Origin of the sequence: Sporosarcina soli (genome assembly GCF_042655805.1) — a bacterium.
Lineage (GTDB): Bacteria > Bacillota > Bacilli > Bacillales_A > Planococcaceae > Sporosarcina > Sporosarcina soli.
This window is the reverse complement of sequence record NZ_JBHSNO010000003.1, coordinates 54,515-72,425: the sequence shown is the minus strand read 5'-3', so window position 1 is coordinate 72,425 and position 17,911 is coordinate 54,515. Positions and strand designations below refer to the sequence as shown.

Annotated in this window: 14 protein-coding genes; 6 read left to right on the top strand and 8 right to left on the bottom strand. The window is 45.7% G+C overall.

The genetic code is table 11. The annotated features are described in order from the left end of the window. Position 1: 1 nt before the first annotated feature. From ACFPRA_RS04115 to ACFPRA_RS04090, 6 genes are all read right to left on the bottom strand, one after another. Positions 2-1,513, bottom strand: a complete 1,512-nt coding sequence (locus tag ACFPRA_RS04115; RefSeq protein WP_381431057.1) for a PH domain-containing protein — start codon at positions 1,511-1,513, stop codon at positions 2-4. Then, entirely contained in the window at positions 1,503-1,982 is a 480-nt protein-coding gene (locus tag ACFPRA_RS04110; protein ID WP_381431055.1) for a PH domain-containing protein, read from the bottom strand. The genes ACFPRA_RS04115 and ACFPRA_RS04110 overlap by 11 nt, the downstream gene beginning before the upstream one ends. A gap of 160 nt (positions 1,983-2,142) precedes the next feature. Then, a complete protein-coding gene (locus ACFPRA_RS04105) occupies positions 2,143-3,633 on the bottom strand; it encodes a degradosome RNA helicase CshA (RefSeq protein WP_381431054.1) in 1,491 nt (496 codons plus the stop codon). A 327-nt stretch (positions 3,634-3,960) separates the two neighbouring features. Then, complete coding sequence (locus ACFPRA_RS04100; RefSeq protein WP_381431052.1) at positions 3,961-4,653, bottom strand: alpha/beta hydrolase; 693 nt, start codon at positions 4,651-4,653, stop codon at positions 3,961-3,963. Continuing rightward, positions 4,650-6,035, bottom strand: a complete 1,386-nt coding sequence (locus ACFPRA_RS04095; protein ID WP_381431050.1) for a UDP-N-acetylmuramoyl-tripeptide--D-alanyl-D-alanine ligase — start codon at positions 6,033-6,035, stop codon at positions 4,650-4,652. The genes ACFPRA_RS04100 and ACFPRA_RS04095 overlap by 4 nt, the downstream gene beginning before the upstream one ends. Positions 6,036-6,047: 12 nt before the next feature. Next, a complete protein-coding gene (locus tag ACFPRA_RS04090) occupies positions 6,048-7,112 on the bottom strand; it encodes a D-alanine--D-alanine ligase (RefSeq protein WP_381431048.1) in 1,065 nt (354 codons plus the stop codon). 166 nt (positions 7,113-7,278) lie between these two features. On the opposite strand from ACFPRA_RS04090, the gene rodA reads away from it, so the two are divergent. Next, on the top strand, positions 7,279-8,472 hold the full coding sequence (rodA, locus tag ACFPRA_RS04085; RefSeq protein ID WP_381431047.1) for a rod shape-determining protein RodA: 1,194 nt from the start codon (positions 7,279-7,281) through the stop codon (positions 8,470-8,472). Between the two features lie 71 nt (positions 8,473-8,543). After that, positions 8,544-9,746, top strand: a complete 1,203-nt coding sequence (locus tag ACFPRA_RS04080; protein WP_381431045.1) for an FtsW/RodA/SpoVE family cell cycle protein — start codon at positions 8,544-8,546, stop codon at positions 9,744-9,746. 233 nt (positions 9,747-9,979) lie between these two features. Here the strand turns inward: ACFPRA_RS04080 and ACFPRA_RS04075 are convergent, their stop codons facing one another. Next, on the bottom strand, positions 9,980-10,120 hold the full coding sequence (locus tag ACFPRA_RS04075; RefSeq protein WP_381431042.1) for an Lmo0850 family protein: 141 nt from the start codon (positions 10,118-10,120) through the stop codon (positions 9,980-9,982). Positions 10,121-10,481: 361 nt separating this feature from the next. On the opposite strand from ACFPRA_RS04075, the gene ACFPRA_RS04070 reads away from it, so the two are divergent. The 3 genes from ACFPRA_RS04070 to ACFPRA_RS04060 all read left to right on the top strand — a co-directional run bounded on the left by ACFPRA_RS04070 (position 10,482) and on the right by ACFPRA_RS04060 (position 14,845). Next, positions 10,482-10,799, top strand: a complete 318-nt coding sequence (locus ACFPRA_RS04070; protein WP_381431094.1) for a metal-sensitive transcriptional regulator — start codon at positions 10,482-10,484, stop codon at positions 10,797-10,799. A gap of 176 nt (positions 10,800-10,975) precedes the next feature. Then, the gene (locus ACFPRA_RS04065) at positions 10,976-13,378 is read left to right on the top strand and encodes a heavy metal translocating P-type ATPase (protein WP_381431040.1); all 2,403 of its coding nucleotides are present in this window, start codon (positions 10,976-10,978) and stop codon (positions 13,376-13,378) included. A 291-nt stretch (positions 13,379-13,669) separates the two neighbouring features. Then, entirely contained in the window at positions 13,670-14,845 is a 1,176-nt protein-coding gene (locus tag ACFPRA_RS04060) for an MFS transporter (protein WP_381431038.1), read from the top strand. Positions 14,846-14,901: 56 nt separating this feature from the next. On the opposite strand, the gene ACFPRA_RS04055 is transcribed toward ACFPRA_RS04060, so the two are convergent. Continuing rightward, on the bottom strand, positions 14,902-16,227 hold the full coding sequence (locus ACFPRA_RS04055) for an L-cystine transporter (protein ID WP_381431092.1): 1,326 nt from the start codon (positions 16,225-16,227) through the stop codon (positions 14,902-14,904). Positions 16,228-16,455: 228 nt separating this feature from the next. On the opposite strand from ACFPRA_RS04055, the gene cls reads away from it, so the two are divergent. Next, positions 16,456-17,907 carry a cardiolipin synthase gene (cls, locus tag ACFPRA_RS04050; RefSeq protein ID WP_381431037.1) on the top strand — a complete coding sequence of 484 codons (1,452 nt, stop codon included), beginning with the start codon at positions 16,456-16,458 and terminating at the stop codon, positions 17,905-17,907. Positions 17,908-17,911: the final 4 nt, after the last annotated feature.

The window sequence follows — 17,911 nt, the reverse complement described above, 5'->3', positions numbered from 1 at the left end:
TTTAATCATCCTCATCTTGTACAATCGACGTGCTATCGTTCACATTCTTTCCATACCACGCCAAAATCCGTTCAGCTTCCGTTTCATCCATATGGGGAATCTGCGCTTCAAAGACCCCCATCCCGGATTTGACGCTCGCAGCTATTGTCGCTACATCTTTGCGCTTCTGGAAATAGTTTCGCTTCATTTTCATTGATTGGATTCTTTTCTTCGTCAAGTAAGCCGTTTGTAAACTGAATCCCCTAAAACGCATCGTCAATTGGTTCCCATTCAAATCGAATGCTGCGGAGCGGTGTTGCCACAAACCGAAAAGGATGATGACCGGAATGATCAATAACGAAAAAAGACCATAGGGGAAGAAAAAGTAAATCAATGCCCCAACGACCGGAGTCATCCACAGGAAATCGATCCGGTAGAAAAAATGTTTGCCTCGTGACGGGAGCTTTTTGATTGGCTCATCCAAAATTAGCTCGGGAAATATCTCTTTCAAAGGTGCTTGAATACGCTTCTTTTTCACGAGCGGAAAAAGAATGATTTTCGCTCCTTCAGCACCTCCACTACCTGCACTGTCAATGGCTACAGTTGCATAGCCGAATAATTGCCTGAATGGATTTTCGATAATGCGTACACTTTGCACCCGGTTCAGAGGTACAGTCATCCGTTTCTTTTCAAGCAAACCGCGCGTAATGACGACATCTTGTTCATCTAGCGAAACGGTGAAGCCATAATAAGAGAGGAACGTCATCGCAACCGATAGTCCCCATACGAGGACAAATCCGAGAAAGATGATTAATGCGATAAGCAATACCCCGAATCGGATGAAGGATGATACTTCTTCATACATCCGGTCAAACGGTATCAGTTCCGCAAATTGCGATAAGAAAACCCCTACCCCGGAAAGAATGATGCCGATCCCTCCGGAAGTTGTCGCTAATAGAATCAAGTCTTTCGGCGTCATCTTAAAAACCAGCTTTGCCTGTGGCTCTTCCTCGATGAAATGCTCGCCATCGAAAGCCCCATCCTCAGATGGTAAAGCTTTTTTTCTATTTTTAGCCTCTGTCAGTTCATATTCAATCCAATTCGCTGCTTCTCTTGTAATGGCAGTCAGTTCCGCCTCCGCTTTTTTGGACGTTGAACCGCCTGCTGTTTCCACTTTCACTTTCACAAGCTTGAAAGGCCGATGTAAAATACCTTCCGTATAATCAAGGCTTTGAATCCGGTCGAATGGAATATAGCGCTTCTTTTTCACAAACAAGCCATATTCAATCCGAAGCTCATCCTCTTCAAACCAGTATTCAAAACGTTTCCACTTAATGATGCCCGAGATGAAAAGTGCAATCATCAAAACACCAAAAATCATGAATGTCAAATAATCCAAATACCATTTCCCTGTATCATTGAATCCGTTCGCGAAAAGAAGAACAACTAGTGGTATGATCGCTTCCTTCGCCGTTTTCAGCACTTCGATCAATGCAGTGATCCAATGCAATTGATAACGCGTCTTAGACATCATCTTCCGCCACCCTTGCAAGCACCGAAATGCGACTTCTCATCTCATCTGCCTCCTCCGATACGAGTGCAGGGATTGTATGTGTCGTTGCAGCGGTTGAAATGGTGATTTCAGAAAGATCGTATTTACGAAGGATCGGGCCCTGTGCCGTATCGACGTGTTGGACACGCACCATCGGAATCAATGTCCGGGTCACTATAAATAGCCCATGTTGCAATTCGATTTCCGATTCGCGCACTTCATAGCGCCAGCGCATCCATCTCACTTTAGGAAATAAATAGATAAAAAAATACGCAAATAAAATGACAACTGCTGAAGCGATCGCATAAATCCACCAAGGCCAATCAAAAATATAAGCCAACACACCAGCGCCTATCGCTAACAACAGAATGATAGCTGTTTGTATACTTCCATATAATCTCCAAACCTTCAGTCCTTTTTCCGATATTCGGTTCAACGGTTCCGCTCTCATCCAAACACCTCTTTCCATTAACTCTATTCTATACGATTCAACGAAGGAAATGTTTCAACTTTTCTCGATAGCCAAAGAACAAAAGTACAGGGCGCCTGATGCCCGGAGTCTAGACGAAGAAAAAAGCCGGGTACTATTACCCCGACTTCTTTCGTATTGTTTATTTTTCTGATCTGCTGTAGCGTGAACGGCCGCTATCTCTTCTTGAACCGTCACGTCCACCGCTGCGGCGTGAACCACCGCTTCCGTACCCACGTCCACCGCCATATGAACGGCCGCCGCTACGGTTTCCTTTGTAGCCGCCACCACTACGGGAAGAACTTCTGCGTGCCGGTAATGGGCGCTCCTCTGTAATGGTAACCGGTGTATCGTTCGGTTCGCGTGTCAATGAACGAATCGCAGCTGCTACCAAGTCTGTCGCCTCGTATTTTTCAAGCAATTCGCTTGCAAACTGTTTGTAATCGCTCAATTCGTTTTTACCCATGATTTCCACAAGCTGTTCAACCGCCAAGCGTTGCTGACCGAGCAATGCTTCATCCGAAGATGGTGGATTCATCGGTGTCATGCGCTTTTTAGTTGTTTCTTCAACGATGCGCAAGTAACCCATTTCACGTGGCGTGACGAATGTAACCGCCATACCGCTTTTTCCAGCCCGACCAGTTCGACCGATTCGGTGAACATAGCTTTCTGGATCTTGTGGAATATCGAAGTTATACACATGTGTGACACCTGAAATATCAAGTCCACGTGCAGCAACATCTGTTGCGACAAGAATATCGATTTTATTTTCCTTGAATTGACGAAGTACGGACATCCGTTTCGCTTGTGTCAAATCACCATGGATCCCTTCCGCGATGTAACCACGGATGCTAAGTGCATGGGAAAGTTCGTCAACCCGGCGTTTTGTACGACCGAATACGATTGCCAGTTCAGGCTGGTGCACATTCAAAATACGTGAAAGGATATCGAATTTCTCACGCTCATGCGCTTTGATGAAATATTGATCAATATTTTCAACAGTCATTTCTTTTGACTTGATTTTAACGATTTCTGGATTTTGCATGAACGTTTCCGCGATTTTACGGATTGGTCCAGGCATTGTCGCTGAAAATAGAAGCGTTTGGCGCTCAGCTGGAACGCTCGCCATGATTGTGTTGATGTCTTCGATGAAGCCCATGTTCAACATTTCATCTGCTTCGTCCAGAACGAGTGTCTGTACGCCATCCAATTTCAATGTTCTGCGTTTAATATGGTCAAGAATACGTCCCGGTGTTCCGACAACGATTTGTGGATTGTTGCGCAATGCGCGGATCTGGCGTCCGATTTCCTGTCCGCCATAAACGGAAAGGATACGTGCGCGTTTATCGTAACCGATACGGTAAATCTCTTCTGAAACTTGGATCGCCAATTCGCGTGTTGGTGCAATGATCAGCGCTTGGACCGCTGGATTTTTCGTGTCGATTTTTTCGATGATCGGAATACCGAACGCTGCCGTTTTCCCTGTACCTGTCTGTGCTTGACCGATAATATCGCGGCCTTCCATTCCGAACCTAACCGTACCTTCCTGGATAGGTGTCGCTTCCTCAAACCCCATACGGCTTAAAGAACGCTGTGTTGATTCACTGATATTCAATTCTGAAAAATTAGTCAAACTGTTCAATCTCCTTTGTTTTTTCATTTGACAATTGGTTACATTTGCAAATGAAGGCGCGGCAAATTCGAGCCTGTTGTGTTAATGAGGGAACGTTTCCGATATTTTGCATTCTCTAAAGTAGAGGTTATGGTTGAAAAGGAAAGCCCGGTCTTTGCCGAGCGGTTCGGTCAACGGACAGAAGTCCAAATCAGATGATCAAACCGGTATATTCAAAAAAAAGTACCCTTCAATAATTGAAGAGTTCCCGTGTAAATGTATCCAATGCTCATCACAGTGTACCATGCCCAGAATAAGTCTGCAATCAATCCGCTTAAGTAGTAATAATCAGTTTTCTTGCATGAACGCTAACACTTCATGGAACCAATTGTCACAATCATTGCTATAACATATATGATGCTTCCCAAAGGGTGATTTTATGAATACCTTTTTTTCGGAACCGATCTTTTTGTATAGATGTTCGGCTGCGGAAAATGGGACGATGCCGTCCTTCATGCCTTGGACGATGCATACGGGTGCCTGAATCTGTTCATAGTAAGGTTCTACGGTTTTGACGATGCGTAAAAATTCAAGCGTGGCGCGGAAAGGCGTATGAGTTAATTTATAATCGTACAAATGATAAAACGTATTCGGGGGATACTTTTTCCGGATTGACTCGGTCAATAGGATGCCCAGATCCCCTAAAAGAATGCGGGGGCTAATGTATTTAGCGGCTGCACTTAACAGCACGAGCTTATCGACTTTATAGCGTAATGCAAGATACATGGCAATCAGTCCGCCCATTGAAAAGCCGACCACGATGACGCGGTCGACTTGTTGTGTCAACTTTCGAATTGCGAGTTCTGCCTCCATCAGCCATGTGTTCGCCGAAGCTTTGTGAAGTTCCAACTTGACACCATGACCGGGGAGCGTCGGAACGGAAATCAACCAATCCGTTTTACTCCTCACATAATTGACAAGCGGGCGAACTTCAAACGGACCACCTGTAAATCCGTGTATGAAGAGCACACCGGTTTTCATTCTTTATCAGCCTCGCCTGTGATCGCATTTAACACATGCTCAAGCGCCATCCCTCTGGAACCTTTTAATAAGACAATCGAATCTTTGCCTGCAAATGTGTGCAACACTTTCACAAGTGGGGCGTAGTCGTTCTCCGACCAAACAAGACGGGCAGTCGTCCCTCGCTTCTGCAGCTCATCATACAACCATTTCATGCGAGAACCGTAGAGGAGGATCCCTTTTAAGTCCATTGGCAAAATTCGTTCGGCCAACTCCACATGATAACGCTGTTCGTCTTCTCCGAGTTCAAGCATATCACCAAGGACAAGCCATTTTTCCTTACGCAATTGTGTATCATCTATGAAATCAAGCGCCGCGCGCATCGATGTCGGTGCCGCGTTGTAGGCGTCATTAATAAATAACGAACCATCTGCTGTCACAACCGGTTGCATGCGCATATCCGTCAACTTTGCTCCGCGAAGCGCTGCACAAATCGTCTCTTCTGAAACAGCAACTTCTTTTGCCAACAGCAAAGCGGCTAGCGCATTTTTCACTTGATGTGTCCCGTATACCGGGATTGAATAGTCCCCTGTCAGCAAACCGGCCACTGTGAAACGGCTTCCTTCATCGCCTGTTTCTATCGCTTCTAGCACGAGATCGTTCTCTTTGCCATAACCGAATGCGATTGCCTGCAAACCAGGATGTTGCTCTACAAGCGAACGGAGCAACGGTTCGTCCCCGTCGTAATACAATTGACCACCTTGCTGTAAGCCGTCGATAATTTCAAACTTTGCTTTGGCGATCCCCTCACGTGATCCAAGATCTTGCATATGGGCTTCCCCGATGTTCGTGATGACAACGTAATGCGGTTTGGCCAATTTGGATAAAAAGGAGATTTCTCCAAAACCGCTCATACCCATTTCTAGCACGGCAAACTCCGTCTCTTCTTCAAGCGACAACATCGTTAGCGGCAATCCGAGTTCATTGTTGAAGTTCCCTTCTGTTTTCCGCACGTCGAAAGAAGGACCGAGGACACTTGCTACCAAATCCTTTGTCGATGTCTTCCCGTTGGATCCGGTAATCCCAATGATTTTACATTGCAATTCGTCCCGATAGGCACGCGCCATCGATTGGAGAGCCAACTCAGAATCTTCTACAAAAAGAAGTGGCACATCAGCAGGGGGATTCGGCTCATCTGTCAGCCAGAGCGATGCGAATGCACCATTGGCAATCGCACGTTCCACATACTGATGTCCGTTCACTTGTTCACCCCGAAACGGGATGAATAAGTCGCCTTTCTTCACTGTACGGGAATCGATCGACACGCCCGTCACCGTCACATCTTCCATTCGTTGCCCTTTTGCTTGTAGCCACCCGGCGATTTCCGTTAACTTGCGTTTCACTTCAAACCACTCTCAATCCATCGTATATTGTAAACGTTGTTTTTCTGTATGACGCTCCATCCCCAACTCAATCAACTGATCGATCAATTGAGGATATGTCACACCTGTTTTCTGCCAAAGAAGCGGGAACATGCTTACCGGCGTAAAGCCTGGCATCGTATTCACTTCGTTGATCAACACTTCATTGTCGGCTGTCACAAAAAAGTCTGCACGGACCAGTCCTGAACAATCGAGCACTTTGAATGCGCGGATTGCCGCATCTTCCATCTTTTCCGTCACTTCATTCGTCACCTCTGCTGGAATAACCAGAGCCGTATTACCGTCTTTGTACTTCGCTTCATAATCATAAAATGTAGCGACAGGTTTAATTTCACCTGAAACCGAACATTTCGGCTCGTCATTTCCTAGGACGCCCAATTCGATTTCCCGTGCCGTCACACCTTGTTCTACAATGATTTTCCGGTCAAACTTCAATGCCAGTTCTACCGCTTCGATTAAGCTTTCCCGATCCGTCGCTTGACTGATCCCTACACTCGATCCAAGATTAGCAGGCTTCACGAACATCGGCCAACCAAGCTCCTGCTCCATCTTCTCCACAAGTTGCGCTTTTTCACGTTCCCATGCAGTCCGGATAAAATGCACATATGGCACTTGTTTCAATCCAGCTTGTGCGAACAATTGCTTCATGACCACTTTATCCATCCCTGCCGACGAAGCGAGTACACCATTTCCGACGTAAGGGACATTCATTACTTCAAATAATCCTTGAACGGTACCGTCCTCCCCGTTCGTGCCATGTAGTAACGGAAATACGATGTCAGGGGTCTCGCCGTTCAAAAACCCATGCATACTATCCGGCTGACTCGTACCGTCTCCAGCTAAGCGTAATTCCTCGATCGTTTTTGCGGGATGTTCAAGCGGCTTGCCTTTCCGCCATTCTCCTTCATACGTGATGTATACCGGAATCACTTCATATTTTCCAAAGTCCACCGCTTGTGTCACTGCACGTGCAGTCGACAAGGAAACTTCATGCTCCGCAGATTTCCCCCCGTATACCAAAGCAAGTTTTTTTCTCATTTTTTTCCCTCACGATCCATAAGTTTTCGATACCTCAGTTTAGCACGCACAACTTTTCAAGGGCAACCTCACAGTTCACAATGCGTCCAATAGAAGGATATGCAACTATAACTTCTATGCGTTATACTGATAGTGATTGTATTATATGAAACATAGGTGAATGAAAGTGAAATTGACAAATAGGCCTGCCGACCGATTCGATTGGACGCTTGCCTTTATATTATTGCTCTTTTGCATCGTTAGCTTGTTTGCAATCGCCTCGGCACAAACATCCGGCCAATATCCGATCAACTTCGTTCCACTTCAGATCAGATGGTATATCATCGGATTCTTAATTATTGCGATGACCATGTACTTTGAACCGGAACACTATAAAAAGATGGCTTGGATTTTGTATGGTTTTGGAATTCTTCTCCTTTTCTTTCTGATGATCGCGCCTGGCGGCCAGGGACAAATCGCTGAAATCCGCCTAGGTGCCAAAAGATGGCTTAACTTACCTGTGATCGGCCGAATTCAACCCTCCGAGTTTATTAAAACCTTTTTCATCTTGGGCATGGCACGAATGGTAAGTAAGCATAATGAGAGGTTCTTTGATCGATCGATAAAGACGGATTTTATCCTTCTCGGAAAAATAATGCTGGTTCTTTTCGTTCCACTCGCTTTTATCGTCAAACAACCAGATCTGGGAACCGCGCTTGTTTTCATTGCGATTACCGCTGCAATCATTGTGGTAGCCGGCATTTCATGGAAAATACTGCTCCCCCTTTTTACAGGGGCGGCTGCAATCGGTGCAGCATTATTATCGATGGCTCTCTATGCACAAGATTTCATGGAAGAGAAACTTGGTTTTTCTCGCTACCAGTTTAAAAGGGTCTACTCGTGGCTTGATCCGCATTCATATCCTTCAGACGAGGGATATAACCTGCTAACGTCCATGACAGCAATCGGTTCAGGAGGGATGGCTGGAAAAGGTTTTCAAAGTCGTGAAGTCTATATACCCGAAAATCACACAGATTTCATCTTCAGTGTGATTGGGGAAGAGTACGGCTTTCTAGGTGCCAGCATCGTCATCACCTTATTTTTCGTCCTGATTTATCATTTGACGAAAGTGGCACTGGAACTGAAAGACCCGTTCAGCATCTATGTATGTACAGGAATTATTGCCATGCTGACATTTCACGTCTTTGAAAATATCGGCATGACAATTCAACTACTTCCAATCACAGGGATTCCCCTCCCTTTCGTCAGTTACGGAGGCAGTTCTCTCTTCAGTAATATGCTTGCGATTGGACTGGTGTTCAGCATGAAATTTCATCATCAAACCTATTTGTTCGAAACCGATGATGACAACGTTCTATAATTCGGCAACCCTTTCTTGGATGAGGATAATGCCCCTCAACCTTATTTATTCTGGAACAAAGGTGACTATAAATGAAAATAGATAATAAGCAAAAGGAACGCTTCGATTGGACACTCGCCTTCATGTTGCTGCTATTTTGTCTAATCAGCCTGTTTGCAATTGCATCGGCACAGACGACCGGTCAATACAAAGACATGTTCGGAATGCCCATCAACTTCGTTCCATCCCAAATCCAGTGGTATGTCGTGGGCGCTATCATCATTGCGATTACAATGTATTTAGAGCCCGACCAATATAAAAAAGCCGCTTGGATCATTTACGGCGGCGGAATTTTCCTACTGGCGGTGTTGTATATTCTTCCCGATAGTCTAGCACTTGTCGCAAAAAGAAATGGCGCCAAAAGCTGGTTCCATATCCCTGGTCTTGGTAGCATCCAGCCGGCAGAGTTCATGAAAACATTCTTCATCATTGGTATGGCACGGATGATTACCAAACATCACGAAAAATTCATCGAGAAAACATTGAAGACGGATTTTTTACTGCTTGGGAAAATCATGGGGGTCCTATTCGTTCCTTTGTTGTTCATCATGCTGCAGCCAGACCTTGGGACAGGGCTCGTTTTTATGGCCATTACAGCCGCATTGATCGTTGTCGCTGGGATTACATGGCGCATCATTGTCCCGATTTTTGCAGGAACCGCCACCATCGGAGTCACCTTGCTATGGATGGCACTATATGCTCAGCAATTTTTACAAGACAAACTCGGCTTTTCTCCTTATCAGGCGGCAAGGATCTACTCTTGGCTCGATCCGTATACGTATTCGTCTGATGAAGGTCGGCATCTGATCACTTCACTCAATGCGATCGGTTCCGGCCAAACATTCGGTAAAGGATACCAAGGCCGTGAAGTGTATGTCGCGGAAAGCCATACCGATTTCATCTTCACGACGATATCTGAGGACTGGGGCTTCATCGGCGCGAGCCTTGTTATCTGTATGTATTTCTTCCTAATTTATCATTTGACAAAAATTACGCTTGAATTGAAAGACCCGTTCAGCACATATATTTGCGCAGGGATCATCGCGATGATCACGTTCCATGTCTTTGAAAACATCGGCATGACCATCCAGCTCTTGCCGATTACCGGAATTCCACTGCCTTTCATCAGTTATGGTGGCAGTTCTCTCATGGGAAATATGCTGGCCATCGGACTCGTATTCAGCATGAAATTCCATCACCGGACGTACCTATTCAGCTCGGACGAAGAGGACTAACGAAAAGCGGAAGCGGCTGGTCAGCCTCGACAAGCGCTGGAAGGCTTGAAGATCAAGGCGCTCTTTGCCTTGATCAGCATTAGGGAAGGCAGTCTAAAATCGCCGCGTCCTGCGGCGACGACTGCATGACCTACATCCTGTAGGCTCAAGCGACTCGGGAGGCTAGACAGTGCCTGAACAACGAAAAAGCTCCGCTGGGGAACCGTTTCCCGAGCGGAGCTTTTCGTATGATTTTATTGTGACTGTGGTTGCGGGTCTTGTACAGGTGGCGCGAGGGCTTTCAGCATTTCCAGACGGGATTTCGTCAGCGTAGCCGAAACACCCAACTTCGCCAAGTTGGAGATGATCTTTTTCAAATCAACTTCTTGAGCCATCTTTTCCACCTCGACCTTTCTACATGGTATGGACGTATAAGAAAACCATAAAGTTTCTTCAAAAAACACTATCAATCACGCCGGGCGTGTGAAGATAAAGATTCTTCTAATGAATGAAAATTGTTCCATTTCGCTGTTACTCCAATGATACCACTCCCGCCCTCATTTAAATCTTTCATTTCTGTTACAATTTCACCGAATTGTAAAGGTTTCATACGTCAAAATTTAAAAATCAATTACGTCCCTCGTAGACAAGCTAGACTTTTACTGAATCAAATTAAGTAGAAAATTGACATACCCCTGACAGGTTCAATAAGATAAGAATAGTGAAGGAGGCGAAATCTTGGCAAAAGACCTTATGATGGATGAACATCCGGAAGAGTCATCTACGCTATCATGCAGAAAGAGCCATCATCCCGAAAAAGTGAAAACGAATTTAATCCACCGCTTGAACAGGGTGGAAGGACAAATTCGAGGGATTAAAGGCATGATTGAAAAAGATGTCTATTGCGATGACATCATTACACAATTATCAGCTACCCAGTCTGCGCTTAACAGTGTAGCGAAAGTATTACTCGACGGCCATTTGAAAGGCTGCGTTAAAGACCGTCTCGCTGAAGGCGATGATGATATACTGGACGAACTGCTTGTCACCATTACAAAATTAATGCGAAAATGAACCTCGAATCGAACAATATCGAAATCGATTATGAAAGCGATCAAACCAATGTTCAACAATAATGTAGACTGTCACTGCGGCATGCCGCAGTTCTTTTTTTATTATTATATACCCCTCAAGGGTAAAGGATTACTGGCACCCTTATAGAATTAGAGACAGAGAGGAGGTTTATTCAGATGAGCGAAAAGAAATCAGACATCGCGATTATCGGCATGACTTGTGCCGCCTGTGCAAACCGGGTTGAAAAAGGGCTGCAACGAATGGACGGTATTCTGTCCGCGAATGTCAATTTTGCAACAGAAAAAGCAGTCGTTTCGTTCGATAACGAAACAATCGACCTTCCCGCCATTCAACATAAAATCCGCTCGCTCGGTTACGATGTTGTACAGGATGAGATCGATGTACAAATTTCTGGTATGACATGTGCCGCTTGTTCGGCACGTATCGAAAAAGGATTATCCCGTATGGATGGCGTGCATGAGGCAATTGTCAATCTTGCCCTTGAAACGGGAAAAGTGAAGTATGATCCAAGCGTCTTAAGTGCGCAAGAGTTAGTATCCAAAATTCAAAAACTGGGCTATGACGCGGTAATAAAAGGCGAGATCTCAGATGGGCCTGAAGATCATCGTCAAGCAGAAATACGGCATAAGACTCAGCTATTCTTCATATCTGCACTCTTATCCTTACCCTTGCTTTGGACAATGGTTTCCCATTTTTCCTTTACGTCTTGGATGTATGTGCCAGACTATATTCTTGATCCATTTACGCAATGGGCATTGGCGACGCCTGTCCAATTTGCTATTGGATGGACATTTTACAAAGGGGCCTATTTCTCACTCCGAAATGGCAGCGCCAATATGGATGTCCTCGTCGCCCTAGGGACCTCTGCCGCCTATTTCTATTCCGTCTACCTCGTTTTAAGCAGGTCAGAGCACGGCCTTTATTTTGAAACGAGTGCAGTGCTCATTACACTTATCCTTCTCGGCAAAGTGTTTGAAGCGAGAGCGAAAGGACGCTCTTCTAACGCCATTAAGAAACTGATGGGACTGCAACCGACAATGGCGATTGTTGAGAAAGATGGGTCCACCATCGAAATTCCGATTGCGGACGTCCAAGTCGGGGACATTCTGATCATCCGGCCAGGGGCTTCCGTTCCGGTTGACGCGGAAGTTATTTCGGGTACATCTGCTGTTGACGAATCGATGTTGACCGGGGAGAGTTTACCTGTCGATAAAAAGCAAGGCGATGCTGTTTACGCAGCAACAGTCAATGCAAACGGATCATTGCGCATAAAAGCTAAAAACATCGGAAAAAATACGGTCCTTTCCAATATCATCCGGGTTGTCGAGGAAGCCCAAGGATCGAAAGCCCCGATTCAGCGGCTGGCCGATCGGATTTCCGGAATTTTTGTTCCGATTGTTGTCGGTATTGCCGTGGTGACCTTTCTTGTATGGTATTTGCTAATCGATGCTGGCGATTTCGCAGGGGCCCTCGTAAACATGATCGCCGTACTCGTCATTGCCTGTCCTTGTGCATTAGGTCTTGCCACGCCAACTTCAATCATGGCAGGTTCAGGACGCTCCGCGGAGCAAGGGGTTTTATTCAAAACGGCAGAAGCAATGGAAAACACGAAAGCGATCGATACAGTCGTACTCGATAAAACCGGCACGATCACACAAGGTGCACCGGCAGTGACCGATTTCAAAATCGCTTTCGGCTTTGTAAGAGACCGCGTCATCGCACTGGCAGCAGCAGCCGAAAATAATTCGGAACACCCGGTAGCAAAAGCGATCATCTCATATGGGCTTGCAGCCACCACTACATTGCCTAAAGTCGATCATTTTGAAGCCATTCCAGGACACGGGATTTCGAGTACCGTTGACGGAAGCACCATGCTGATGGGGACACATCAATTGTTGGTCGATCATGCGATTCCATTCGATCCTATGCTCGCGGACGTAGAAATTCTGGAAAACGATGGCAAGACCGTCATGTATATGGCGATCGATCGTATACACGCGGCAACGATTGCCGTTGCAGACACCTTGAAAGATACGTCAAAACAAGCAATTGCAGAATTACATGAGCTTGGCCTCGATGTCATCATGCTCACCGGTGATCAGGAAAGAACAGCCCGAGCCATTGCGGGCGATGCAGGAATCGATCATGTCATCGCCGGTGTCCTTCCGCAACGGAAAGCGGAGGTGATCGCTTCCCTACAAGCCGAAGGGAAAAAGGTCGCCATGGTCGGCGACGGCATTAACGATGCACCAGCATTGGCCGTCGCGGACATCGGGATGGCCATGGGCACAGGCACCGCGGTCGCCATGGAAGCCGCCGATGTCACACTCATGCACGGTGACTTGTTGCGGGTAACCGACACGATCAAAATGAGCCGATTGACCGTCCAAAATATTAGACAGAATCTGTTTTGGGCGCTGGCCTATAACTCCATCGGTATTCCGATCGCAGCAGCCGGATTGCTCGCCCCTTGGGTAGCCGGAGCTGCCATGGCCTTCAGCTCGGTATCAGTTGTATTGAATGCCCTGCGGTTACAGAGGGTGAAATTGAGGGATTAGGTTAGTTGGGGGAACACCGCGGAATTTCTGCGGTGTTTTTCTTTTGGCGGGATATTGGTTCCTTAGTGGGATTCGTTGCTTTGTTCGAGTACGTTGTATACTTTTCATCAAACATTGTATTGTTTTGTGATTCTGTTGATTACTTTACGAGAAACGTTGCTATGTTCCATAATTCGATTGTTTTCTTTTATAAATACAGTGTCCTCCGCTTTCTACCCCCTTTTCCGTTGTTCGAATGGGCTTTGTAGGGGTAGAATAGAGTTATCGATTTGGTAGAAAGCAGGTATTTATATGAAAAAAGTGATTCTTCTCCTGATGTCTGTCCAGTTTTTTGTATATCTAGGTTTTGGTATTATTATCCCGATTCTGCCTGAGGTCGTTGTACAACAAGGGTTTTCTGAAGTGCATGTCGGCGGATTGCTGACAGTCTATGCACTTGCTTCTTTTTTCACTGCGCCGCTCTGGGGATCATTGTCAGATCGCACGGGAAGGAAAAAGCTGATTCTGCTAGGACTTGCCGGATTTAGTTTGAGTTTCTTCTTATTTGCGTTATTCATTGAGAATCTGCCATTGCTGTATGTATCACGTGTAGTCGGCGGGGTGTTTTCTGGAGCACTCTATACGGCCGTGACCGGTTTTGTTGCGGATCTAACGGATGAAGAAAACCGAAACAAGTATATGGGCCTTCTCGGTATGTCGATCGGGCTCGGGTTCATCTTCGGGCCGGCTATCGGGGGCGTGCTCGGTCACTCTAGCCTTCAATTACCGTTTATTGGTTCAGGCGTCTTGACTTTGTTTTTGATCGTCTATGCGTCAATGATTTTGAAAGAACCGGAACGTCGCGGTTCGGCGAACAAACGCGCACTTCTTCCGAAAGGTGGGACCGTGCTGTGGCAATATCGGATTCGTTATCTATTCCTGTTTTCATTCATGGTGACGTTCCTACTTGCAGGTCTTGAATCGACATTTCAACTGTTCCAAATGTCGAAAATTGAAATCACGCCCCTCCAGATTGGTTACCTATTCATGGCAAGCGGTTTTGTCGATGCCGTCATTCAAGGCGGTGTCGTCCGACGTGTTAAAAACGGTTCGGAAACGAAGTGGATTATCGGGGCGCAAATCGTCACGGCTTTGGGACTCCTGCTCATTCCATTCACTTCGAGTCTTTTATGGGCCGGGTTTGCGTTAAGCGTCTTCACCGCCGGGAACGCACTCGCTCGGACGGTACTGGTTTCATTGACCACAAAAGAATCTGGTGGGAAATACGGAACAGCCGCAGGAATGACTTATTCCATGGATAATATGGGGCGCATTATCGGTCCGCTATTGTTCACATGGATTTTCACACAACAAGCAGGCAGTATGTATTTCGTCTCCTCCATTCTTGCAGTCCTTTCCATCGGGCTCATCATGGCGTTCAGGAAAACTGCCAAATCACTCCGCAATTTTGAGACTGTTTCAGAATAAAAATGAACCGCCGGAAACGAGGTTTCGTCCGGCGGTATGTTTAGGCTCAAATTCGATTATACTTCCACCGTCTGCTTTTCAAGCGGTTCGTTGTAGATCTTTTTATCGAGTTCCCCCGTCACACGGGCTGTCGTTACACCCGCTGTCATTGAGCCGCTGACGTTCAATGCGGTACGGCCCATGTCGATAAGTGGTTCTACGGAAATGAGCAACCCTGCTAACACAACGGGTAGGTTCATAGCTGATAGTACGAGGATCGCTGCAAATGTCGCTCCCCCTCCGACACCTGCAACACCGAATGAGCTAATCGCTACAATAGCGATCAACGTAAGCAAGAATGTTGGTTCCAATGGATTTTGTCCGACTGACGGCGCAATCATCACCGCTAGCATCGCAGGATAAATGCCTGCACAGCCGTTTTGGCCGATCGACAATCCGAATGAGCCGGCAAAGTTGGCTACTCCATCAGGCACCCCAAGACGCTTTGTTTGCGTATCAATGTTAAGCGGCAATGCACCGGCACTTGATCTTGAAGTAAAAGCGAAAATCAATGCCTCCCCAGCTTTTTTCACGTAGGTGATTGGGTTTAATCCGGATAGGGTAATGATAAGTAGGTGAATACCGAACATGACCAAGATAGCCACATAAGATGCCAACACAAATTTACCAAGGCTGTAAATGGCCGCAAAGTCAGATGTCGCCACTGTTCTTGCGATAATCGCCAAGATGCCATAAGGCGTCAAACGTAAGACGATCTTCACTACTCCCATGATTAGTGAATAAATGGCATCGATCCCTTTTTTCACGGTAGCTGCATTTTTCTCGTCCCTTTTCGAAAGGGCCAAATACGCAAAACCTAGAAATGCGGCAAATATGACCACGCCGATTGTAGAAGTTGGACGTGCGCCTGTAAAATCAAGAAATGGATTCGCGGGCAAGAGATCAATGAGTTGATCAGGCAATGCGCGGTCCGCAACACCTACGGAACGCTCTTCAATCGCCGCACCACGAGCGGTCTCTGCTTCCCCTTGAACAATTTCAGAGGCGTCCAAACCGAACAGAAGCGTCGCTGCGATTCCGACGGCTGCGGCAATAGCTGTCGTCCCGACAAGAATCCCTAAGATCATTCCTGCCATTTTCCCAAAGTTTTTACCGATTGTCACTTTTGTAAAGGCAGCCAAAATCGAAATGAAAACGAGAGGCATGACAATCATCTGAAGCAACTTGACATATCCTGTACCAATCAAGTTGAACCATGGCATCGAATCATTCAACACTGTGGAATCCGCTCCGTAAGCGAAGTGTAAAATGAGACCATAAGCAATTCCAAGACCGAGTCCCGTAAATACACGTTTTGAAAATGAAACCTTTTTACGGTGCATCCCATATAATATACCGACAAGCAGAAGTAACCCTGCTATATTTAACAAAAGAAATAATGTATCCAAATTAATGTTCCTCCTAGCTTCTCAAATCAATACAGTATAGATATTATATCTTCAATACCAATCAGTCAAGTAGGTTTTCTCACCAATAAGCAGATTATCATTATTTCCAAACGATAATTAGGTATACTAATAGAGAAGTACGTTTTGTAAAGGAGGATGCTTATGACCCCATTAATCAACCTTATCGTGACAGCCATTCTAATCTCCAATATCGGCTTGGCCATCGCACTCATTTTTCTTGAAAGAAGAGACCCTACTTCCACATGGGCTTGGCTCCTCGTACTCTTTTTCATCCCCATATTCGGGTTCTTCATTTATCTCCTTCTCGGTAGGCAGCTAAGAGAAAAACATCTTTTCCGTTGGGAAGGAAGACATAAAATTGGTATCGATCAATTGATCGATTATCAGATTGAAGCGATTGAACAAGGTACATTCGATTTTAGGTTGGACGACACGGCCCATTACCGAGATATGATTTACCTTCATCTCAGAAATAACCACGCTGTATTGACCCAAGACAATGATATCCAAATTTTCAATGATGGCAGAGCGAAGTTCGACGCACTTATCCATGACCTTGAACAGGCTAAAGATCATATCCATTTCCAATATTATATTTTGCGACTAGACCATCTTGGGAAAAGGATTTACGACGTATTAATCCGGAAGGCGAAACAAGGCGTTAAAGTTCGCGTTTTATTTGACGATATCGGTTCCCGCGGGTTACACAAGAGACACTTGAAGGAACTCGTCGCGCACGGAGGGGAAGTTGAAGCATTTTTCCCAGCCACCCTCCCACTGATCAATCCGCGCCTCAACTATCGAAATCACCGAAAAATCGTCGTCATTGATGGGCGGATCGGCTATGTCGGCGGCTTTAATGTAGGCGATGAATATCTAGGTCTGAATAGGAGATTCGGCTATTGGCGTGATACACATCTTCGCATCGAAGGAAGCTCGGTGCACCCATTACAGACGCGATTCATCCTTGACTGGAACCAAGCATCTGAAAAAAATGATATTGAATATGCAGAACGTTATTTTCCAATTATTCCTCGCAAAGGCTCGGTCGGTGTACAAATCGTCTCCAGCGGACCGGATGAGCAATGGGAACAGATTAAAGATGGCTATTTAAAGATGATTTTCATTGCGAAAAAGTATATCTATATCCAAACACCATACTTTATTCCGGATGTCAGCTTTTTAGATGCGTTGCGCATCGCTTGCCTTTCCGGGATCGATGTGCGGATTATGATTCCAAACAAACCAGATCATATGTTCGTATATTGGGCGACTTATTCCAATGTCGGCCTATTGCTGAAGGCTGGTGCAAAAGTTTATATTTACGAAAACGGCTTTTTACACACGAAACAGATTGTCGTCGATGACGAATTGTCCACGGTCGGCACTGCCAATATCGATGTCCGCAGTTTTAAGCTCAACTTTGAAATTAACGCTTTCATCTATGATCGTGAAAAATCCCATGAGCTAGCTGAATTATTTGAACAAGATATGCTATTATCTACAGAGCTGACATACGATATGTATTTAGAGCGCTCCCGCATGATCAAAATAAAAGAATCCGTATCGCGATTGCTTTCACCGATTTTATAATGAA